Here is a 20,412-nt window from a genome sequence, read left to right as displayed (position 1 = left end):
CCGATCCGGGGAGGCCATCTCGCGACAGCGGCGGTCCGCGCCGCGGAGCTGCTGCGGCGTGGGCGTGAAGGTCATGGCGTCGCTCCGGGCTGCCCGGGCGAGGGCGGCGCCGCGATGGTCAGCAGGGCGCCGCAGCCCCGCGGCTCGCTCGCGGGGCGGTTCATGTGCAGTGTGCGGCACTGGCACAGGGTGTGGAACGGCTCGGGCCCCGGCTCCTCGCGCCGGCCGAAGAAGCCGCCCTTGGCGACCGGGGGCTGCCCGAAGGGCCACGTCCTCGTCATCGGGCAGGTGCAGACCGGACAGGTCCCGGAGGCTTCGTACTGGGCGTCGTCGCCGTTCCTGCGGACGATCCACCGGAAGGTGAGGACGGGTGTGTGGACGGCGTCGGGGTCGTACTCGATCGGGGGCGTCACTCGGCGGTGCCTTCCAGGTGAGGGGCTTCGGCGGGGAGTTCGAGGGAGAAGAGGTCCGCGTACCGGGCCAGCCGCTCGCGCACCTCGGGCCCGGACAGGTCCGTCTCCTCCGCGCAGAGCGTGATGTGGTCCTGGGAGACGGTGCCGGCCAGGGCCGGGGCCCGGCCGGTGAGCTGCTCGGTCAGGATGATCAGGTCCTGCCAGTCGGGGACACGGTCGGCCACCGAGCCCTCGGGCCTGGCCACGGTGACGTCCAGGCCGAGGCAGGCGAAGGGGGCGTAGCGGTCGTACGTCTTGGCGAGGGTCCAGTCGAAGCGGCCTGCGGTGCGGGCGAGTTCGAGGGGGCCGAGGGCGCAGGACTCGTCGTCAGCGCCGAGGAGACCCGCGCTGAAGGCGGCGAGGTCGAACAGGTCCGGTGTGCGGTCCCGTACGGCCGCGAACCCGGGGGTGTCGGGGGTGCAGGGGGGCGGTGGGCCGCCGAGCGGGACGAACCGGGTGAGGTGCTCGATGGAGGCGGCGAGGGTGCGGCGCGTGCTGTACGCGTGGTGCAGCAGTCGCCGGAGCCGGAGGTCCGGCATGAAACCTTTCGACGGGTGCAGCAGGATCGCGTTGACGTCCTGGGGCGTCGCTTGCAGGTCCAGCACCTCGGGGGCGGGCCGGGTGACCGCGATCGGCAGGATCTGCTCCTGACCGGTCAGCCGCTCCACGAGATCGCCGATGGTACGTCGCTCGGTGGCGCTGAGCTGGACCAGGTCGGGAGGTCTCACGCCGTGCTCGTCCAGGTCCCTGCCGGCCACCCCGACCGAGTGTCCACGCGTCAGCGGATGGTCCCATTGCCCCAGTTGCCGGACGGTTTCGTCGATGACGTTCTCGAAGCCCGGTGCGAGAAGACCTGCTGCACTCAGGCGCCGCAGGACGCTGTCGATCTCGTCCAGGACAAGGTCCTGCCGAGCCGCCAGGCCGGTGGGGCGAGCGGTCCTGCGCATGACGACCCTGATGAACATCCACGGAGTGATACCGACGCCACGGCGACGGATCGTGTTGATCACCTCGGTGGCGAGTGCTGAGGGAATCCAGTCGGCCACCTCGACGGGCGGCTGGTCGGCGCGTATCCCGGTCACCGGCGTGAGGGCGTTCACGCGTGAGGCCACGTCGACTGGCGAGGTCTGCAGTTCGGTGGCCAACAAGAGCAGGTCGGCGATCCCGAGATCGTCGCCACGCCATACGGACTCCCTTCGCGGGATGCCGACCGACCGGGCGAACAGAGAGCGTTCCAGCTCCGAGAGCGGACCGTGCTCTTCGGCCGCCGACGAGGGGTCGTCCCGCAGGGAGAAGCCGAGCGGTGCAAAACGCCGGACACGGGCCACCAGGTTGCTGAGGGGGACACCCGGGTCCGCGCGGACGAGGAGATCGATGACGCCCAGCTCACCGGGCCACAGGTGCAGCTCCTCGTCCAGTTCCTTGCTCACCAGCAGTGCCGCGTCCCCGCGGGAAGGGACCTCGGCGGCCAGGTCGGCGTCCAGTTCCGGCGGGGGCGGCAGCTCGGGCTGCCAGGCCCGGAGTTGTTCCAGGAGCGCGACCGCGTCCGCGAGGCGCATGCGGTGCCGCGCGGCGAGCAGCAGCAGCGGAGCGTACGGTGCTGGATCGTTCCAGGCCCCGACGCCCAGTGTCGACCTGAACATGTCGGACAGCTCGACCAGCTCCGTCGTCGGCCGCACCGTCCGAAGTCCGCGGAGATCCGTCGTGGCCGGAACCTCCAGCCCCATGATCGCGTAGCGGCGGAGGGCCTTGAGGGGCTCTGACAGCGGCGTGTGTGTCAGGTGTGCCGCGCGCAGAACCGTGACCCATCCGCGCGGGGCGGTGTCCTTCAGGAAGAGAAACGCGTCCATGCCGGCCGGTGCCGGATATCCGGGCGGCCGGAAGGGCTTGCCCTCCTGTTGAAGGGCCAGCCGTGTCTTCTGCCACCACTGGGCGAGGGTGCCCTGGTACTCGCCGAGCAGCCTGCGCCAGGGGCCTCGGTTCCCGGCACTCTCGTCCATCGGGAGGCAACCCGCGATCGCCAGAGGCACCGTGCGAGGCAAGGCCCGGCGAGGTCCGGCCTGGGGGAAGATGACGGCCATGGTGTCGCCCCGCAGCGAGCCGAGCACCACGAGAGCCAGCCGGGGCGACTTCTCGGTGAATTCCCACAGCCACGACAGGTTGACCTCCCGCCACCGCCCGGCGGCCCTCGGCGCGGCCTCCAGCAGCTCGGACGTCACCGCCTCCTCGTCGTACGAGATCAGGCTGTTGCGGTCCACACTGGGCTCCGGCCGGTGCCGCTCCCGCAGATTGACGATGTGGCCGTACGACTCCGGCGCGTCCTTGATGACCACTCCGTCCAGCAGCCACCCGCCTTGCCCCTGCACCAGCCAGATGTCGCGGGCGCCCTGGACGGCGTCGCCGTACCAGGGCTTGGGGGTGGGAGGCGTGAGGACTCCGGCCTCCCAGCGCCGGTGCCGTACGACCGTCCGGGTGTCGTCCTTGGTGAGCTCCCGTGCCTCCACCTCGAAGTCCGCCACCCACAGGAAGGACTCCAGCGTGTCCACCAACGACGGCGGGACGGTGGAGTCCTCGCCGAGATAGAGCCGCACCCGCGTCCCGCCGTCCAGCGCCACATGCGGATCCTCGCCGATCCGCAGCAACCCCGAACCCGACTGGATGTCGGCGCGCAGCGGCTCCAGTTGGAGCGCGCGGCCGTAGTGGTCCACCGGGCTCGTCCAGACGACGACTTCCTCGGCCAGCATGAAGTAGCTGAACACGCCGATGCCGAAACGGGAGTTGAGAGGCATCTCGCCGAGTTCGGCGCGGCGCCAGTTGCGGCGCTCCTGGACGAACTCCGGGTCCTGCTCGTACCGCTTGCCGGCACGGGCGAACATCGAGGTCAGCTTGGCGCGGTTCATGCCGGAACCGTTGTCGGTGCACTCGATGTACGGCCTGCCGTCGGCGTCCCAGCCCTGCGTGAACGTGATCCTCGGCTGCCAGTCGGGCCCGGGCCGCCCCTGCGCCGCGCCGTACTGCCGGCGCATGTCGCGGTAGCGGCAGGCGTCCAGGGCGTTCTGGTACAGCTCGCGCACCGCCAGCATGGGATCGCCGTAGAGCTGGGTGCCCATCAGCAGGGGACGGATCTCGTCCTCGGCCAGCCGGAAGCGTTCCAGCGGCTGTTTGTACCGCTCGGCCACGGGGACGAGCTGGTCGGTGGTGACGCGCTCGGGGAATCCGCGCAGCAGGGCCGGCGGGGTCGTCCGGGCTTTCTGGCACTCCTGGTGCAGCAGGCTCACGGTCGCGTTCGTCCGCGCGGCGAGCTCCTCGACGGCCACGTGCAGTGCCGGATGGGGGCAGGCGAACCGGACGGTGAGTTCGTAGGGGCCGTCGTCCTGTTCGCCCAGGAGCGTCACGTCGTAGCCGAAGTCGGCGGACAGGGCGGCCACCACGTCGTCCGGGTCCAGGGGCTCGTGGGCGCCGAGGTGGTCGACGAGGACACTCGACATCCGGCGCGGATCGGCGGCCTGGAGGCCGGCCGTCCACAGCAGACGGGCGAGGTCCGAGGCGCGCCACTGGTTCCCGGGCACCGGCGGGTAGGTGCTCCAGTCGTCACCGCCCCGCGCGTCGTTGATGCGCGGGCTGGTGCTCGGATGGACCGTCAGATGGCCGAGGACCTGGCGCACCTGGCCGTCGATGGTGAGCCTGGTCGCCTCTCTGACCGGTGTTCCCGTGGGGTCGGCAGCCGCGTCCAGGATCGCGCTCACCAGCAGGTCGAGGATCGAGTCCACGGCCGCGTAGTCGCCCGTGCGTTCCCAGAGCAGGTCCCAGTCGGTGATGAAGCGGTGCCGCAGCCAGTGGTCCGCGGCCGCCGTCTGCTCCTTGAGGCCGCGGCGGCGCAGGGTCGCGACGGTGCGCCGGACCTGGGAGTGCGCGCGGGCCACATCGTGGGCGGCGTCCCGGACCAGGCGGCCGTGGCCTTCGAGGGCGTCGTCCGCGGCGCTCTTGACGTCCATGCCCTCGGGCATCGTCCTGCGCAGTTCCTCCAGCGCGATCGCGACGACGCCCTCCTGCACGACGGGCGCGGCGAGAAGCGCCGCCGTCTCGGCGGGCGAGAGCAGGTCGCGGCCTTCCAGACGGGCCCGCTTGACCAGGGTCTCCGTCCGGTCGACCACCCGGACCGGATAGGTGGGGTCGGTCCACGGGTCGTCCCGGTGCGCGCCTTCGGTGGAGAGGGAGTCCACGATGTGCTCGACCAGCTCGCCGAGCCGCTTCTTGACCCGCTCGTGTACGGCGGTGCCCGACGTGTACTCCCACAGGGACGACTGCTCGATCATCGTCGTCCACCGGTACGCCTCTTGTGCGCCCTCGCACAGCACGGGGCCGGGGCCGTCCGCGTCCAGGCCGTGCGGGACGTACCGGTCGACGGCGGGCGGCATGACGCCCGCGTCGGAGGCGTTCCGGCGCACCGCCGTGCGGGTGTAGCGGACGAGGTCGGCGAAGGTGGTCGGCTGGGTCGTCGGAGCCAGCGCCTTGGCGAGCGCCCGGCCGAACCAACTGCCGTCCTGGGGGTCGGCGTAGGAGCGTTCGCCCCGGCTGCAGCTGTACAGCCAGTACACGTCCTCGGCGGCCGAGAGCACGGTCTTCCTGCTCTGCTCGGCCAGCGGCGTGGGCTCCTCTGTGCGGCAGATGTCCAGGCAGACGACTGTCGTCACGCCGGCGGGCAGCCCGTCGAGCAGTCCCTCGGGGTCGGCGGCTATGAGCGTGCGGTCGAGGAGCGCCCGGCCACCGGCCGGGTCCATACGGCCCGGCTGTACGTCGGCGGGCAGGAGATGGTCCCGCTTGCCCACGGTCGTACCGTGACAGGACACGTAGAGGAACGCCGTGTCGCCGGGGGAGCACTCGTCGAAGAACTCCTGGAGGGCGCCGAGCAGTTGGAAGCCGCCTGGGTCGAGCAGCGGCCGTACCTCGTAGTGCGACTGGCGCAGCGCACGGCTCACCAGTTCGACGTCCTCGACGGCGCTCTCCAGGGCGGGGAAACGCCGGGCCAGATGCTCGTCCCGCTCCAGCGCGGGGGTCCGCCCCACTCCGACGACCAAAGCCAGCCGTCTGCCCGCTCCAGGGGCCTCAGCCTGTCCCGGTTTCACGCGTCCCCCTCATGCATTTCACGAGTAGGACATCATCGCAGAGCACACGGGCCCGGGTGCCGTACTCTCGGGACCCGTCCCGGTGATCGACAGCCGGTGACCGAGGGGGGAGCCCGGATGGCCGCGATCAGTCTCAGCAAGGTGGAGGAGACCGCCCCCGCGCTGGTGAACCTCTACAAGAGCGCCGGGGTGTCGCTCCGTAAGCACGGCCTCGACGGACTGCGGGCCGCGGTCTACCTCGTGGTCGACTACTCCGGCTCGATGAAGCCCTACTACAAGGACGGCAGCGTGCAGGCGCTGGCCGACCGGGTGCTCGGGCTGTCGGCGCACCTCGATGACGACGGCACCGTGCCGGTGGTGTTCTTCTCCACCGACGTCGACGCCGAGACCGAGATCGCTCTGGCCGGCCACCAGGGGCGGATCGACCGGATCGTCGCCGGGCTCGGCCACATGGGCAAGACCAGCTATCACCTGGCGATGGACGCCGTCATCGACCACTACGTCGACAGCGGGGCGACCGAGCCGGCCCTCGTGGTCTTCCAGACCGACGGCGGGCCCATCAACAAGCTCGCCGCGGAGCGGTACCTGTGCAAGGCGGCGAGGCTGCCGCTGTTCTGGCAGTTCATCGGCTTCGGCGACCCGGGCAGCAAGCAGTTCGACTTCCTGCGCAGGCTCGACGAGCTGCCCGTACCGGGCAAGCGGGTCGTCGACAACGCCGGGTTCTTCCACGCGGGCGAGGACCCACGGCGGATCTCGGACGCCGAGCTGTACGACCGGCTGGTGGCCGAGTTCCCGCAGTGGCTCGCGGCCGCCAGGGCCCAGGGGATCGTGCGGGGTCCCGGCAGCCGCTGAGCCGCCCGCTCGCTCCCCTGGCCCAATCGCCCCGCCCCTTGGCCCAACCGCCCAGACGCCCCATTTGCGTGGCCGCGCCGCCGTGCCACGCTGGAAAGGATGCGACGGGGAGGCGACGACGTATGGGCGACGACGGCGCACGACGGGTGTACGGGACGGCTTCCGCTCGCCGGGGCCCTCCGGCCGGCAAGGGCGAGAAGCTCGCCGACTGGGCGGACGGGCGGCTCGGGCTCTACGCGCTGGCCAGGGCCAACATGCGCAAGGTCTTCCCGGACCACTGGTCCTTCATGCTGGGCGAGGTCACCCTCTACAGCTTCGTCGTCCTGATCCTCACCGGCGTCTACCTCACCCTGTTCTTCGAGCCGAGCATGCAGGAGGTCGCCTACCAGGGGTCCTACACGCAGCTCAACGGCGTGCTCATGTCCAGGGCGTTCGAGTCCACGCTGGACATCAGCTTCGACGTGCGCGGCGGGCTGCTGATCCGGCAGATCCACCACTGGGCCGCGCTGGTGTTCATCACGGGCATGCTGGTGCACATGATGCGGGTGTTCTTCACCGGCGCCTTCCGCAAGCCCCGCGAGCTCAACTGGGTCTTCGGCTGGACCCTGCTGATGCTCGGCATCATCACCGGCCTGACCGGCTACTCCCTCCCCGACGACCTGCTGTCCGGCACCGGCATCCGCTTCGCGCAGGGCGCGATCCTGTCGGTCCCGATCGTCGGGACGTACCTGTCGTTCTTCCTCTTCGGCGGGGAGTTCCCGGGCGAGGACATCATCCCGCGGCTGTACCCCGTCCACATCCTGCTGCTGCCCGGGATCATGCTGGGCCTGGTGACCGCCCATCTGATCCTGGTCTTCTACCACAAGCACACCCAGTTCCCGGGCCCCGGGCGCAAGGAGCGGTCGGTCGTCGGGATGCCCTTCCTGCCGGTCTACATGGCCAAGGCGGGCGGCTTCTTCTTCCTCGTCTTCGGTGTCCTGGCGGTCATGGGCGGCATCGCCCAGATCAACCCCGTGTGGGCCTTCGGCCCCTACCGCCCCGACCTCGTCACCACCGGCGCCCAGCCCGACTGGTACCTCGGGTTCTCGGAGGGGCTGATCCGGGTGATGCCGGGATGGGAGATCAACCTCTGGGGCCACACGCTCGTCCTCGGCGTCTTCATCCCCTTCTCGCTCTTCCCGCTGATCCTGCTCGCCCTCGGCCTCTATCCCTTCATCGAGGCGTGGATCACCGGCGACAGACGCGAGCACCACATCCTGGACCGGCCGCGCAACGCGCCCGTGCGCACCGGCCTGGGCGTGGCCTGGCTGACCCTGTACGCGGTGCTGCTGATCGGCGGCGGCAACGACATCGTGGCCACGCATCTGCATCTGTCCATCAACGTGATCACCTGGTTCGTGCGGATCGGTGTGTTCGTGCTGCCGGTCGCCGCCTTCCTCGTCACGAAGAAGATCTGCATGGGCCTGCAGCGCCGCGACCGCGCCAAGGTGCTGCACGGCAGGGAGACCGGCACCATCAAACGGCTGCCGAACGGCGAGTACATCGAGGTGCACGCGCCCCTCTCGCAGGCGGAGCTGTTCACCCTCACCCAGCATGAGCAGCATCCGCCCTACGAGATGGGGCCCCTGGTCGACGCGGGGGGCGTCCGCCGCAAGGTCAGGCGGTCCGAGCGGCTGCGTGCCCGGCTCGCGAAGGCGATGTTCGGGCCGGACGCGCGGATCGAGAAGCCGACGGTGGAGGAGTACCGGCAGATCACCAGCGGCGATCACCAGCCGCACTGACGACCAGGGCCCGGCACGCGTGGGGATCGCCCCACGCGGTGCGCAGGGCCCGGGCCTTGGTCAGCCACAGCGACAGGCCGTACTCCGCCGTGTAGCCGATCGCGCCGTGCAGGTGCAGCGCCGTGCGGGCGGTGCTGTACGCCGCCTCGCACGCGGCGGCCTTGGCGGCGGCGACCTCGGCCGGCCGCATGGTCAGGGCGGCTCCGAACACCAGCGGGCGCGCGAACTCCAGGGCGATCTTCGCGTCGGCCAGCCGGTGCTTGACCGCCTGGAACGACCCGACGGGCACCCCGAACTGGCAGCGCCGCTTCACGTGGGCGACGGTCCGGTCGAGGAGCGCCAGGCCCACACCCAGCGCCTGGGCGGCCGTGGCGAGACGGGCCCAGGCGAGGGCCTGGTCCGTGAGGGACCCGGGCAGGAGGAGTTCGCCGCCGGGGGTGAGGGGCGTGAGGCGGCGGGCCGGGTCGAGGGAGGGGCGGACGGGGCCGTGGCCGGGGGAGAGGCGGATGCCGTCGGAGGAGCAGGAGAGGCGGAGCCCGGCGGCGTCGCCGTCGAGGGCGTACGACCTCTCGGTCCCCGCCTTCCCGGTCCCTGCCTTCTCGGTCCCTGCCTTCTCGACCTCCACCGTCGCGATCGTCCCGCCCGACGCCAGCGCCGGCAGCAGCCGCTCGGCTGTGCCCGGGTCCGCACCGCTGAGGAGCACCGCCGCCGTGACCGTCTCGACCAGCGGGCCCGGTACCGCGTGGCGGCCCAGCTCGACGAAGGCGAGGGCCAGTTCTGCCGGTCGCGGTCCCAGGCCGCCTTCGCAGGTCTCCGGAACCGCCAGCGCGAACACACCGGCCTCCGCGACACGGGACCACAGCGCCCGCCCGCTCGCATGGTCGCCCCGGCTCCAGTCCCGCACCACCGCCGGTGTGTCCGCCGCCGTCAGCAGGGCGTCCAGCGAGGCGGCGAAGGCGCGCTGCTCCGCGTCGAGGAGGAAACGCATCAGCGGCGTCCCTTCGGCAGTCCGAGCAGGCGCTCGGCGATGATGTCGCGCTGGATCTCGTTCGTCCCCGCGTAGACGGGACCGGCCAGGGAGAAGACGTAGCGCTCGGCCCAGTCCGTGTCGGCGAGCTCGCCCTCCTCGCCCAGGAGGTCGAGGGCCGTCTCGTGCAGCGCGATGTCGTACTCCGACCAGAAGACCTTGTTCAGGCTGGACTCGGGGCCGATCGACGCGCCGTCCAGGAAGCGGGAGGCGGCGGCGTAGGCGAAGAGCTGGTAGGCGCGGGCGCCGATCAGGGCGTCGGCCACGCGGTCCCGGGTGCTCTCCGGGCTGCCCTGTTCCCGCCAGAGGCGGTGGAGCCGGTCGGCGGCGGCGAGGAAGCGGCCGGGGGAGCGCAGCATCAGACCCCGCTCGTTGCCCGCCGTCGACATCGCGATCCGCCAGCCCTGGCCGGGCTCGCCGATCACGTCCTCGTCGGGCACGAACACCTCGTCCAGGAACAGCTCCGCGAAGGCCGGCTTCCCGTCGAGGCGGGCGATGGGCCGGACGGTCACGCCGGGCGAGCGCAGGCCGAACATCAGGTACGTCAGGCCCTGGTGGGGTTTCGGCGCGTCCGGGTCGCTGCGGAACAGGCCGAAGGCGCGGTCGGCGAAGGCGGCCCGGGACGACCAGGTCTTCTGTCCCGTCAGCAGCCAGCCGCCGTCGGTGCGCACGGCCTTCGAGCGCAGGGACGCCAGGTCCGAGCCCGCCTCCGGCTCCGACCAGGCCTGGGCCCAGATCACCTCACCGGTGGCCATGGCGGGCAGCACCCGGGCTCGCTGCTCCCGCGTGCCGTGCTCGAAGAGCGTCGGGGCGAGCAGATGGATGCCGTTCTGGCCGACTCTCCCGGGCGCGCCCGCCGCGTAGTACTCCTCCTCGAACAGCAGCCACTGGACCAGCGTGGCGTCCCGGCCGCCGTACTCCCTCGGCCAGTTCACCACGGACCAGCCGTCCGCGGCCAGCTCCGCCTCCCAGGCGCGGTGAGCGGCGAAGCCGTCCTCGGTCTCCAGGGAGGGCAGCGGCTCGGACGGCACGTGAGCGTGCAGCCAGGCGCGGGCCTCGGCGCGGAACGCCTCGTCGGCGGGGGAGTGGGTGAGGTCCACGACCGGCGCCCTCCTTCCCTCACCGGTGGGCTTCCCTAACAAGTGTTTGGTAGGTTAGCGTGCTGCCATGACAAACGTCGAGGCGCCGGCCAGGGTTCCCGGACACGGGCTGCTCGACGGGCGCACGGCCGTCATCACCGCGGCGGCGGGCGCCGGGATCGGCGGGGCGACCGCACGCCGTTTCCTGGAGGAAGGCGCCCGCGTGCTGATCAGCGACGCCCACCCGCGGCGGCTGAAGGAGCATGAGGGGCGGCTGTCCCGGGAGTTCGAGGGCGCCGTGGCGTCGGCCGTGTGCGATGTCACCGACGAATCGCAGGTACGGGCGCTGTTCGAGACCGCCGTCCGGGAGCACGGCCGGCTCGACGTGGTCGTCAACAACGCGGGCCTCGGCGGGACCGCGCCGCTCGTCGACATGACCGACGAGCAGTGGGCGAAGGTCCTCGACGTGACCTTGAACGGCACCTTCAGGTGCACCCGGGCCGCCCTGCGCCGGATGCGGGACACCGGCGGCGTGATCGTCAACAACGCCTCCGTCGTCGGCTGGCGCGCCCAGGCCGGACAGGCGCACTACGCGGCCGCGAAAGCGGGCGTGATGGCCCTGACCCGGTGCGCCGCCGTCGAGGCCGCCGCGTACGGGGTGCGGATCAACGCGGTGTCGCCGAGCCTCGCCATGCATCCCCACCTCGCGAAGGTGACGCCCCCCGGCCTGCTGGAGGAACTGACGGCCCGCGAGGCCTTCGGGCGCTGCGCCGAGCCCTGGGAGGTGGCCAACGTGATCGTGTTCCTGGCGTCGGACTACTCCTCGTACATGACGGGCGAGGTCGTCTCCGTCAGCAACCAGCACCCCTAGGACAATGGACAGCGTGCCGACCAAGAAGAAGTCCCAGGCGACAGCCGTGACAGCCGCGCCCCCCGCCCCGGACCGCCGCAGCGAACTCCTCGGCACCGCCGCCGAGGTCTTCGCCGAGCAGGGCTACAACGCCACCACCGTCCGCAAGATCGCGGACCACGCGGGAATGCTCGCGGGCAGCCTCTACTACCACTTCGACTCCAAGGAGTCGATGCTGGAGGAGATCCTGCGTACCTTCCTCGACGAGCTCTGGGACGGCTACGACGCCGTCCTGGGTGCCGGGCTCGGGCCCCGCGAGACGCTTGAGGCCCTGGTCACCGAGTCGTTCCGGGAGATCGACCGGCATCGCGCGGCCGTCGCGATCTACCAGAAGGAGAGCAAGCAGCTCGTGGCGCAGGAGCGGTTCGCGTTCCTCGCCGAGTCGCAGCGCAGATTCGAGAAGGCGTGGCTGTCCACGCTGGAGCGCGGCGTCGCCGAGCGGGCCTTCCGGGTCGACCTCGACGTCCGGCTCACCTACCGGTTCGTGCGCGACACGGTGTGGGTGGCCGCGTCCTGGTACCGGCCGGGCGGCCAGCACAGCCCGGAGGAGATCGCCCGGCAGTACCTGTCGATGGTGCTGGACGGGATCGCCGTACGCGAAGAGCCCTGATCTGTGAGGGAGTTGCCATGGCCGAGGCCTACATCGTCGAGGCGGTCCGCACGCCCGTCGGGCGGCGCGGAGGAGGGCTGAGCGCGGTCCATCCGGCCGACCTCGGCGCGCATGTGCTGCAGGAGCTGATGAACCGCTCGGGCGTGGATCCGGCCGCCGTGGAGGACGTCGTCCTCGGCTGTCTGGACGCCGTGGGGCCGCAGGCCGGGGACATCGCGCGGACCTGCTGGCTGGCGGCCGGGCTGCCCGAGGAGGTGCCGGGCGTGACCGTCGACCGGCAGTGCGGTTCCTCGCAGCAGGCCGTGCACTTCGCGGCGCAAGCCGTGCTGTCCGGCACCCAGGACCTGGTGGTCGCCGGCGGTGTGCAGAACATGTCGATGATCCCCATCGCCTTCGCCACCCGGCAGGCCGCCGAGCCGCTGGGGCTGACCGAGGGCCCGTTCGCGGGCAGTGCGGGCTGGCGGGCGCGGTACGGGGACAAGCCCGTCAACCAGTTCGCGGGCGCCGAGATGATCGCCGCGAAGTGGGGGATCAGCAGGCGCGACCAGGAGGAGTTCGCCCTGCGGTCCCACCAGCGGGCTGTGCGGGCGATCGACGAGGGCCGCTTCGACCGCGAGACCGTGCCGTACGGGGACGTCACCGCCGACGAGGGCCCGCGCCGGGACACCTTCCTGGAGAAGATGGCCGGTCTCAAGCCGGTCATCGACGGCGGCACCATCACCGCCGCCTGCTCCTCGCAGGTCTCCGACGGGGCGGCGGCGATGCTGCTGGCCTCCGAGCGGGCCGTGCGCGACCACGGGCTCACCCCCCGCGCGCGCGTGCACCACCTCTCGGTGCGCGGCGAGGACCCGATCCGGATGCTCACCGCCCCGATCCCGGCCACCACCCACGCCCTGAAGAAGACCGGCATGACCATCGGCGACATCGACCTCGTCGAGATCAACGAGGCCTTCGCACCGGTCGTCCTGGCCTGGCTGAAGGAGACCGGCGCGGACCCGGAGAAGGTCAACGTCAACGGCGGCGCCATCGCTCTGGGTCATCCGCTCGGGGCCACCGGCGTGAAGCTGATGACGACCCTGCTGCACGAACTGGAGCGCACCGGCGGCCGGCTCGGCCTGCAGACCATGTGCGAGGGCGGCGGACAGGCCAATGTGACGATCATCGAGAGGCTGTGAGACGCCGCCGGGTGTCCTCGGCCTCCTTCATGATCCGCTCCACCAGCTCCGCGCACGACGGCAGGTCGTCGATCACCCCGGCGACCTGCCCGGACGCCATCACCCCCAGATCCGTACGGCCGTCCACCATGGACGCCTTGAGCAGCATCGGCGTGTTCGCGGCGAGCAGGACCTGGCTCCAGGTCAGGTCCTTGCCGTGCTGGAGGGCGAGACCGTCCTGGAGCATCCGGCGCCAACTCGTGCCGGACAGCTTCCGGTAGCCTGCCGCCCTGCGGACCGCCTGGAGGGCACCCCTCACCCGGCCGGACCGCTCCAGCGCCTCGACCAGCTCCGTCCGCAGCATGCGGTGCGGAAGCCCGTCCACCGCCCGGGTGACCGTCACGTCCCGCACCGTCGCCGCCAGATACCGGGCCTTCACCGCCTCCGGCACCGTCGAGTCCGAGGTGAGCAGGAACCGCGTCCCCATGGCGACGCCCGCCGCCCCGTAGGCCAGCGCCGCGACCAGTCCCCGCCCGTCGAAGAACCCGCCCGCCGCCACGACCGGTATGTCCACGGCGTCGACGACCTGCGGCAGCAGCACCGTCGTGGCCACCTCGCCGGTGTGCCCGCCGCCCTCCGTGCCCTGGACGAGGACCGCGTCCGCGCCCCACGCCGCGACCTTCTCGGCGTGCCGCCGCGCCCCCACGGTCGGCATGACGACCACACCGGCCTCCTTGAGCTCGCCGATCAGCTCCCGGGAGGGGGCCAGGGCGAAGGAGGCGACCCGGACGCCCTCCTCGATCAGGATCCGCACCCGGTCGCCGGCGTCCGCCGCATCCGCGCGAAGGTTCACCCCGAACGGCGCGTCGGTACGCGCCCGGACCTCCCGGACTGCCGCGCGCAAGTGGTCGAGCGTCATCGTCGCGGAGGCCAGGATGCCCAGAGCACCCGCGTTCGCCGTGGCGGAGACCAGACGCGGCCCCGCCACCCAGCCCATCCCCGTCTGCACGAGGGGGTGGCGGACCCCGGTCAGCCGGGTCAGCGCCGTCTCCATCACGCGGCGACCTCCCTGGTCCGCGTGCCGGCCGGGTCGACGACCTCGCGGATCAGCCGGAGCTCCTCGGCGGTCGGCTCGCGGGTCGGCGGCACCTCGTCGGGGACGGCCAGCTCGAAGCCCGTCGCCTGACTGACCTGCTCCACCGTGACTCCCGGGTGCAGCGAGGCCAGCCGCATCGAGCGGTCCGGGGTGGCGAAGTCGAAGACACCCAGGTCGGAGACGACCCGCGGGATGCGGTGGTGAGGCGCCCCGGCCGCGTGGTCGTACCCGACTCCGCAGACCATGTCGACCCGGTCGACGAAGACCCGCCGGGAGTGCCGCGGGATCCAGTAACTGGTCGGATGGTTGAGGGTGTTGACCGGTGCGCCGCGCACCCCGAGCAGCTGCCGCCGCGGCCGCTCCCAGTCGCCGATGCACGAGATGTTCTGGTTGCCGAACCGGTCGATCTGGCTCGCGCCCATCATCACGTGCCGCCGGCCGCCCGTGACCAGGGCCAGATGCTGCCGGTACGGCAGCCAGCCCTCCGTCGTCCCGTCCGGGCGGACCAGCAGCGCCTCGCCGTCGGTCAGCAGCAGGTCCGGCGCGAAGGTGAGCCGGGCGAGCCGGGCACCGACGGAGGGGACCAGCCCCATGGGACTCGCGAGCACCTCACCGGCGCCCCGCCAGGCCTCGGCGCACGCGATCACGCAGTATTCGGCGCGGCTGACGCCCGTCATGGCCCCTCCCCGACGGCCGACTGGTACGCCTGCTCGTCCCCGGCGAGGAAGCGGGCCCTGAACTCCGGCCAGGGTGTCGTCGCGTACGTCTTCTGGAACGACTCGTCCCGGCCGTAGTCCGGCGCGCAGGACGTGAAGTGCGCCCCGTTCGGCGCCTCCACGACGCCCGTCACCGTGTGCCGCTTGACCAGCAGGGTCTGCGGCGGTGCCGCCTTCGTCAGCTCGGCCGTGCCGACGATCCGTTCGCAGCTGACGTATGCCGTGTCCGCCGCCTCGCAGAACAGGTCGTCGAAGTACGGGTCCGGGCCAAGGTACTGCCCGTTGCCCAGCCGGTCGGCGCGGTTCACGTGCACCAGGGCCGCGTCGAGGCGCAGGGCGGGCATCGCCACGAACGTCTCCCCGTCCTCGTACGGCGAAGTGACCGTCCGCAGACCGGGGTTGACCCGCATCACGTCCGAGCCGAGGCCGGCCCGCACGGGCAGGAACGGCAGCCGGTTCGCCGCCGCGCGCAGGCCCCACAGGAACATCGCCTCGTCGATCTCCGTCAGCGCGAAGGCGCCGCGCTCGCGGGCCGCGCGGTAGTGCGGCTCAAGAGGGATCGAGTCCAGGGTGACGAAGGCCGTGACCAGCTTCCGGATCCGCCCGGCGGCGGCCAGCATGCCGACGTCCGGGCCGCCGTACGAGACGATCGTGAGATCGGTGATCCGGGACCGGAGCACTGCTCTCACCAGGGCCATCGGCTTGCGGCGCGAGCCCCAGCCGCCGATGCCGAGAGTCATGCCGCTGGACAGGCGGGACACGGCCTCGTCGGCCGTCATCGTCTTGTCACTCACCTACGCGCCCTCCTTCCCGAAGCCGGCCCGCACCCGGTCGCCCACGCCGCTGAGCCCCGCCTCGAAGGTGAAGCCCTGCTCAAAGCGGTAGCTGCGGCGCACGTCGACCGGGTCGATGCCATTCAGCGCGGCCTTGGCCAGGCGCAGCAGCCGCCCGTCCTTCGCGGCGATCTCCCGGGCCAGTTCCAGGGCGGCGGCGCGCAGTTCGCCGCGCGGGACCACCCGCCACACCGAGCCGTGCGCGTGCAGTTCCGCCGCGCTCGCCGTGCGCGCCGTGTAGTACAGCGCCCGCATCAGGTGCTGGGGGACCAGCCGGGCCAGGTGCGTGGCCGCCCCCAGGGCGCCTCGGTCCAGCTCCGGCAGGCCGAAGCGGGCGTCCTCGCTCGCCACGATCGCGTCCGCGTTCCCCACGAGGCCGATGCCGCCGCCCAGACAGAAGCCCTGCACGGCCGCCACGACCGGCACCTCGCACTCGTACACCGCCGCGAAGGCCTCCGCACAGCCGCTGTTCACGCCGAGCAGCGCACGGTGCTCCCGGTCGTCCGCCTGCAACTCCTTGATGTCCACGCCCGCGTTGAACCCCCGCCCCTCGGCCGTCAGCAGCACGCACCGCACCTCCGGGTCGCGCCCGGCCGCGCGCACCGCGTCGGCCAGGGCGAACCAGCCGGCCACCGGCAGGGCGTTCACCGGCGGGAAGTCGACCGTGACGACGGCTATGCCCTTTTCCCCGCACGAGGTGGAGACACCCATGGCCGCATCAGCTACCTTTCCACCAAACGTTTGTTAGGTGGAAGGTAGCAGCGAATGGAGCTGGACGGGAAGGTCGCCGTCGTCACGGGCGGGACCCGGGGCGTCGGTGCCGGCATCGCGCGCGCCTTCGTACGGGCCGGCGCCCAGGTCGTGGTCTGCGCCCGCCGCCCGCCGGACGTCCCGGTGCCCGGAACGGAGTTCAGGCCGCTCGACGTCCGGGACGCCGAGGCCGTCCGGCGCCTGTGCGCCGAGCTGCCCCGGCTGGACGTCCTCGTCAACAACGCGGGCGGCAGCCCCCACCGCCCGCTCACCCACGCCGACGCCGGCCGGCACGCGCGCGTGATGGAGCTCAACCTCGTGGCTCCGCTGACCGTGTCCCTCGCCGCCTACGAGCACCTGCGGCGGGCCAGGGGCTCCATCGTCATGATCGGCAGCGTCAGCGGAGGCCGCCCCTCCCCGGGCACCGCCGCCTACGGCGCCGCCAAGGCGGGCCTGGAGAGCCTCGCCCGCTCGATGGCCGTGGAGTGGGCGCCCGACATCCGGGTCAACACCCTCGTCGTCGGCATGGTCCGCACCGAACTTTCCCACCTCCACTACGGCGACCAGGACGGCGTCGACGCCGTCGCCCGCACCGTCCCGCTCGGCCGTCTCGCCGAGCCGTCCGACGTCGGCCGGGCCGCGGTCTTCCTCGCCTCGGACGCCGCCGCCTACATCAGCGGGGCGAGTCTGCTCGTCCACGGGGGCGGGGAGCGCCCCGCGTTCCTGGACGCCTCGACCGTCAACAAGGAGACGTGACATGAGGGGAGAGCTCGGATGAGCGGAATCTGCGACGGCCGGGTCGTCGTCGTCACCGGCGCGGGCCGGGGCCTCGGCCGCGCCCACGCCCTCGCGTTCGCCGCCGAGGGCGCCCGGCTCGTCGTCAACGACCTCGGCGTCGGCCTCGACGGCACACCCGGAGCCGAAGGGCTGCCCGGCCCCGGCAGCCCGGCCGCCCGTGTCGCCGACGAGATCCGCGCGGGGGGCGGCGAGGCGGTGGCGCACGGCGGCGACATCGCCACGGCCGAGGGCGCCGCCTCCCTCGTCCGGACGGCCCTGGACACGTACGGCCGGCTCGACACGCTCGTCAACAACGCGGGCTTCCTGCGCGACCGGATGCTGGTCAACCTCGACGAGGACGACTTCGACGCCGTCGTCCGCGTCCACCTCAAGGGCCACTTCCTCCCCCTGCGGCACGCCGCCGCGCACTGGCGGTCCGAGGCCAAGGCGGGCCGCCGGCCCGAGGCGCGGATCGTCAACACCAGCAGTGGCGCGGGCCTGCTGGGCTCGGTCGGACAGGGCAACTACAGCGCCGCCAAGGCCGGGATCGTCGCCCTGACCCTGGTCGCGGCGGCCGAGCTGCGCCGCTACGGCGTCCAGGTCAACGCGATCGCCCCCGCCGCCCGGACCCGTATGACGGAGCGGACCTTCGCCGACACGATGGCGGCGCCCGACGCGGGCTTCGACACCATGGCCCCGGAGAACGTCTCCCCCCTGGTCGTCTGGCTCGGCTCGGTCGCGAGCGCGGGGGTCACGGGCCGGGTCTTCGAGGCGGAGGGCGGCCGGATCACGGTGATGGAGGGCTGGCGCCCGGGCCCGACCGCGGACAAGGGGGAACGGTGGGCCCCGGCGGAGGCGGGGGAGGCGGCGCGGAAACTCCTGGCGGAGGCGGGGGAGCCGGGGAGCGTGTACGGGGCCTAGGAAGACGTACGGGGCGTACCCCAGCGCCCGCCTACGTGTCGCACTCCAACACGCTCCGGCACAACGCACACCGCGCCCGGACACGCCCCCGCACCGGCACCCTGATCCGCTGATGACAGGTCGGGCAGGGAAACGACACCCGCAGCCGCCCGCCCCCGTCCGGCGTGAACGAGTACCGCACACCCGGCTGCGGCGGCCCGGCCTGCGCATGCCGCCGGTCGTGCGCGTACCGCCGTCGCCCGGCCCACCCCGCCGCGGTCAGCGGCGGCTGCTGCTCATCGCGTCGGGCCAGCTCCCTCCCCTTCACGTACGCCGTGTACGCCTGCGGGCTGGTGAACCACACCGACGGGTCCTCCCCGAAGAGCAGCGCGCGCTTGGCCAGCACGTACCCGAACTCCTCCGGCGTGAGATACCCCAGCTTCTGGGACGACGCCCGGTCCTCCCGGTACGCGTCCAGCAGCAGCCAGCCCGCGCCCAGATACGTCGTCGCCGTGTCCGTGAGGATCTCGTTGTCCCGGACCCCGGGAAACGACAGGTCGAGGCGGTGCAGGTACACATGCATCACCTCGTGCGCCAGGGCCGCCCCGATGTCCCGCCGATGCGTACGGAACCGGTCGTTCAGCTCCACGAAGTACTCCGGCCCGGCCGCCAGCTCGACATTCGCCGCGTGCCGCATCTCCCGGAAGCTCACGACCAGCCGGGCGTCCGGCAGCCGGTAGTGCCGCACCATCTCGTGCGCCACCCGCTGCGCGCCCATATACAGGTCGTCGGTGTCGCAGAACGCCACGTCGGCGGGGAGCACACTGGTCGCGAACGTCTGGATCGTGTCGTACGACAGGCGCTTGTACAGCGCCGTGATGGCGGCCCGCACCGTCTCCAGATGCGGGTAGCCGTGCTCGACCGGCCCGTCGTTCGCCACGCCTCACCCCCAAGACGCCCCTGAACCCGGTTCCACTGTACGAAAGTGTGCCGCCCACAGGGCCGCCGTGCCGCCGCGAAAACCGGTCGTCGCCGCCCCGGGCCGCCGGCAGAATCCGGGCCGTGACCAGCGACCAGCGCTCCGTCGCCGCCTCGCTCCGGGTGGGCGGCCAGGACGACGCACTCGAGAAGCGGCTCGGCAGCCTGACTTGATCGTCTCCACGTACGGCTTCCAGGCGCCCGGCTCCCACCCGCAGCTCTGCTCCCGGGAACGGGCCCGCGGCTGAGCCCCGCCGAGTCGTGAGACGCCCCGCGGCCCCCGGGCGTGCGCCCCTTAGGCTGACCTGCCATGACCACCAGCAACACCGGCACCGGTGACGTCGACCCCGCCGTCGTTACGGAACTCGCCCGCCTGCGCGACAGCATCGACAACATCGACGCGGCCGTCGTCCACATGCTCGCCGAGCGCTTCAAGTGCACCCAGCAGGTCGGCCACCTCAAGGCCCGGCACCAGCTGCCGCCCGCCGACCCGGCCCGTGAGGCCCGCCAGATCGCCCGGCTGCGCTCGCTCGCCGAGAACGCCAAACTCGACCCGGCCTTCGCGGAGAAGTTCCTGAACTTCATCGTCGCCGAAGTCATCCGCCACCACGAGCGCATCGCGGACGAAACGCTCAACGGCTCGGCGCCCAGCCGCGACTGACCGCGCGCGACCGCCCCGGGGGGAGTGACACGGCGCCCCGCGCGGGGCATGCTGCGCTGTGCACAGCATGTCAGCTGACGAGTACTGCGCGTCAGTGTCCCGGACTTACTCTGGATCCTCCACGAGGGAGGGGCGTCGGGCCATGCCGTCGGATACCAGGATCCTCATCGTCGACGATCACGAGGACACGCTGTACGCGCTGGAGAGCGCCCTGGCCCCGCTGGGCTACCAGCTCGGCCGGGCCACCAGCGGCGACGAGGCGCTCAAGGAGGTGCTGCGCGGCCAGGTCGGCCTGCTCCTGCTCGACGTGCGCATGCCCGGCGTCAGCGGACTGGAGGTCGTGCGCTACATGCGGCGCGTGGAACAGACGCAGCACATCCCGGTCATCCTGCTCACCGGCTTCGGCCCCGATCAGGAACTCACCGCCGCCGCCTTCGGCCTCGGCGTCGCCGACCTGGTCATGAAACCCGTGGACCCCTGGGCCCTGCGCACCAAGGTCCGCTACCTCTACGACGCCCACCAGCACCACCTCGCCCTGGAACAGGAGGTGCGCCGGCTGCGCGCCGTCGTCCGGGAGCACACCGAGAGCGCCGCACACTCCGAGCGCCCCGCCCTGCCCCACCCCGACGCGCGCGTGCCGCCCCAGCGGCCCATGGGGGCGCACGCCGGTGAGCTGGAAAAGGACCGCACCTAGACCGGACATCGGTCGC

The 20,412-nt window shown here is 72.2% G+C and carries 18 protein-coding genes; 9 read left to right on the top strand and 9 right to left on the bottom strand.

What is annotated here, in order from left to right; all coding sequences use genetic code 11:
- Positions 1-71 precede the first annotated feature (71 nt).
- Positions 72-413, bottom strand: coding sequence for a hypothetical protein (locus tag QF034_RS10055; protein ID WP_307174608.1), 342 nt, complete (start codon positions 411-413; stop codon positions 72-74).
- Positions 410-5,578: an HD domain-containing protein gene (locus QF034_RS10050; RefSeq protein WP_307174607.1), complete on the bottom strand. Its 5,169-nt coding sequence runs from the start codon at positions 5,576-5,578 to the stop codon at positions 410-412. The genes QF034_RS10055 and QF034_RS10050 overlap by 4 nt, the downstream gene beginning before the upstream one ends.
- 117 nt (positions 5,579-5,695) lie before the next feature.
- Here QF034_RS10050 and QF034_RS10045 point away from each other — a divergent pair, with 117 nt between their 5' ends.
- Positions 5,696-6,430 carry a vWA domain-containing protein gene (locus QF034_RS10045; RefSeq protein WP_307174606.1) on the top strand — a complete coding sequence of 245 codons (735 nt, stop codon included), beginning with the start codon at positions 5,696-5,698 and terminating at the stop codon, positions 6,428-6,430.
- A 122-nt stretch (positions 6,431-6,552) separates the two neighbouring features.
- The gene (gene qcrB, locus QF034_RS10040; RefSeq protein WP_307174605.1) at positions 6,553-8,211 is read left to right on the top strand and encodes a cytochrome bc1 complex cytochrome b subunit; all 1,659 of its coding nucleotides are present in this window, start codon (positions 6,553-6,555) and stop codon (positions 8,209-8,211) included.
- Here the strand turns inward: qcrB and QF034_RS10035 are convergent.
- Positions 8,183-9,199 (bottom strand): acyl-CoA dehydrogenase family protein, encoded by a 1,017-nt coding sequence (locus QF034_RS10035; protein ID WP_307174604.1) that lies wholly within the window; start codon positions 9,197-9,199, stop codon positions 8,183-8,185. The two genes, qcrB and QF034_RS10035, sit on opposite strands and share 29 nt — an antisense overlap.
- Complete coding sequence (locus QF034_RS10030; RefSeq protein WP_307174603.1) at positions 9,199-10,338, bottom strand: acyl-CoA dehydrogenase family protein; 1,140 nt, start codon at positions 10,336-10,338, stop codon at positions 9,199-9,201. Before QF034_RS10030 ends, QF034_RS10035 begins: the two co-directional genes overlap by 1 nt.
- A gap of 67 nt (positions 10,339-10,405) precedes the next feature.
- On the opposite strand from QF034_RS10030, the gene QF034_RS10025 reads away from it, so the two are divergent.
- Genes QF034_RS10025 through QF034_RS10015 form a run of 3 tightly spaced genes read left to right on the top strand, consistent with a single transcriptional unit; the run spans position 10,406 to position 13,012 of the window.
- A complete protein-coding gene (locus QF034_RS10025) occupies positions 10,406-11,188 on the top strand; it encodes an SDR family oxidoreductase (RefSeq protein WP_307174602.1) in 783 nt (260 codons plus the stop codon).
- A 13-nt stretch (positions 11,189-11,201) separates the two neighbouring features.
- The gene (locus QF034_RS10020) at positions 11,202-11,837 is read left to right on the top strand and encodes a TetR/AcrR family transcriptional regulator (RefSeq protein WP_370880779.1); all 636 of its coding nucleotides are present in this window, start codon (positions 11,202-11,204) and stop codon (positions 11,835-11,837) included.
- A 17-nt stretch (positions 11,838-11,854) separates the two neighbouring features.
- Positions 11,855-13,012: an acetyl-CoA C-acetyltransferase gene (locus QF034_RS10015; protein WP_307174600.1), complete on the top strand. Its 1,158-nt coding sequence runs from the start codon at positions 11,855-11,857 to the stop codon at positions 13,010-13,012.
- Here the strand turns inward: QF034_RS10015 and QF034_RS10010 are convergent.
- From QF034_RS10010 to QF034_RS09995, 4 genes are read right to left on the bottom strand one after another with little or no spacing between them, the layout of a single operon-like run.
- Positions 12,996-14,045, bottom strand: a complete 1,050-nt coding sequence (locus tag QF034_RS10010) for an NAD(P)H-dependent flavin oxidoreductase (RefSeq protein WP_307179847.1) — start codon at positions 14,043-14,045, stop codon at positions 12,996-12,998. The genes QF034_RS10015 and QF034_RS10010 overlap by 17 nt on opposite strands.
- On the bottom strand, positions 14,045-14,764 hold the full coding sequence (locus tag QF034_RS10005; protein WP_307174599.1) for a CoA-transferase subunit beta: 720 nt from the start codon (positions 14,762-14,764) through the stop codon (positions 14,045-14,047). Before QF034_RS10005 ends, QF034_RS10010 begins: the two co-directional genes overlap by 1 nt.
- Positions 14,761-15,597 carry a CoA transferase subunit A gene (locus tag QF034_RS10000; RefSeq protein ID WP_307174598.1) on the bottom strand — a complete coding sequence of 279 codons (837 nt, stop codon included), beginning with the start codon at positions 15,595-15,597 and terminating at the stop codon, positions 14,761-14,763. Before QF034_RS10000 ends, QF034_RS10005 begins: the two co-directional genes overlap by 4 nt.
- Positions 15,598-16,347 carry an enoyl-CoA hydratase family protein gene (locus QF034_RS09995; RefSeq protein WP_307174597.1) on the bottom strand — a complete coding sequence of 250 codons (750 nt, stop codon included), beginning with the start codon at positions 16,345-16,347 and terminating at the stop codon, positions 15,598-15,600. It lies immediately after the preceding gene.
- 54 nt (positions 16,348-16,401) lie between these two features.
- On the opposite strand from QF034_RS09995, the gene QF034_RS09990 reads away from it, so the two are divergent.
- Positions 16,402-17,142 carry an SDR family oxidoreductase gene (locus tag QF034_RS09990; protein WP_307174596.1) on the top strand — a complete coding sequence of 247 codons (741 nt, stop codon included), beginning with the start codon at positions 16,402-16,404 and terminating at the stop codon, positions 17,140-17,142.
- Between the two features lie 18 nt (positions 17,143-17,160).
- Entirely contained in the window at positions 17,161-18,084 is a 924-nt protein-coding gene (locus tag QF034_RS09985) for an SDR family oxidoreductase (RefSeq protein WP_307174595.1), read from the top strand.
- A gap of 31 nt (positions 18,085-18,115) precedes the next feature.
- On the opposite strand, the gene QF034_RS09980 is transcribed toward QF034_RS09985, so the two are convergent.
- Positions 18,116-19,003 carry a hypothetical protein gene (locus tag QF034_RS09980; protein WP_307174594.1) on the bottom strand — a complete coding sequence of 296 codons (888 nt, stop codon included), beginning with the start codon at positions 19,001-19,003 and terminating at the stop codon, positions 18,116-18,118.
- Between the two features lie 348 nt (positions 19,004-19,351).
- Between QF034_RS09980 and QF034_RS09975 the strand changes: the two genes are divergently transcribed.
- Entirely contained in the window at positions 19,352-19,702 is a 351-nt protein-coding gene (locus QF034_RS09975; protein ID WP_307174593.1) for a chorismate mutase, read from the top strand.
- Between the two features lie 142 nt (positions 19,703-19,844).
- Positions 19,845-20,396, top strand: coding sequence for a response regulator (locus tag QF034_RS09970; RefSeq protein ID WP_307174592.1), 552 nt, complete (start codon positions 19,845-19,847; stop codon positions 20,394-20,396).
- Positions 20,397-20,412 lie beyond the last annotated feature (16 nt).

Source organism: Streptomyces africanus (assembly GCF_030816955.1).
GTDB classification, from domain to species: Bacteria; Actinomycetota; Actinomycetes; order Streptomycetales; family Streptomycetaceae; genus Streptomyces; species Streptomyces africanus.
This window is presented reverse-complemented; position numbering and strand designations above follow the sequence as displayed.

What these genes read in the sequence shown, in the direction of transcription:
- QF034_RS10045 (WP_307174606.1), top strand. Translation starts at nt 5,696, where the DNA reads ATGGCCGCGATCAGTCTCAGCAAGGTGGAGGAGACCGCCCCCGCGCTG.
- qcrB (WP_307174605.1), top strand. Translation starts at nt 6,553, where the DNA reads ATGGGCGACGACGGCGCACGACGGGTGTACGGGACGGCTTCCGCTCGC.
- QF034_RS10035 (WP_307174604.1), bottom strand. Translation starts at nt 9,199, where the DNA reads ATGCGTTTCCTCCTCGACGCGGAGCAGCGCGCCTTCGCCGCCTCGCTG.
- QF034_RS10025 (WP_307174602.1), top strand. Translation starts at nt 10,406, where the DNA reads ATGACAAACGTCGAGGCGCCGGCCAGGGTTCCCGGACACGGGCTGCTC.
- QF034_RS10015 (WP_307174600.1), top strand. Translation starts at nt 11,855, where the DNA reads ATGGCCGAGGCCTACATCGTCGAGGCGGTCCGCACGCCCGTCGGGCGG.
- QF034_RS10010 (WP_307179847.1), bottom strand. Translation starts at nt 14,045, where the DNA reads ATGGAGACGGCGCTGACCCGGCTGACCGGGGTCCGCCACCCCCTCGTG.
- QF034_RS10005 (WP_307174599.1), bottom strand. Translation starts at nt 14,764, where the DNA reads ATGACGGGCGTCAGCCGCGCCGAATACTGCGTGATCGCGTGCGCCGAG.
- QF034_RS09995 (WP_307174597.1), bottom strand. Translation starts at nt 16,347, where the DNA reads ATGGGTGTCTCCACCTCGTGCGGGGAAAAGGGCATAGCCGTCGTCACG.
- QF034_RS09990 (WP_307174596.1), top strand. Translation starts at nt 16,402, where the DNA reads ATGGAGCTGGACGGGAAGGTCGCCGTCGTCACGGGCGGGACCCGGGGC.
- QF034_RS09985 (WP_307174595.1), top strand. Translation starts at nt 17,161, where the DNA reads ATGAGCGGAATCTGCGACGGCCGGGTCGTCGTCGTCACCGGCGCGGGC.
- QF034_RS09975 (WP_307174593.1), top strand. Translation starts at nt 19,352, where the DNA reads ATGACCACCAGCAACACCGGCACCGGTGACGTCGACCCCGCCGTCGTT.
- QF034_RS09970 (WP_307174592.1), top strand. Translation starts at nt 19,845, where the DNA reads ATGCCGTCGGATACCAGGATCCTCATCGTCGACGATCACGAGGACACG.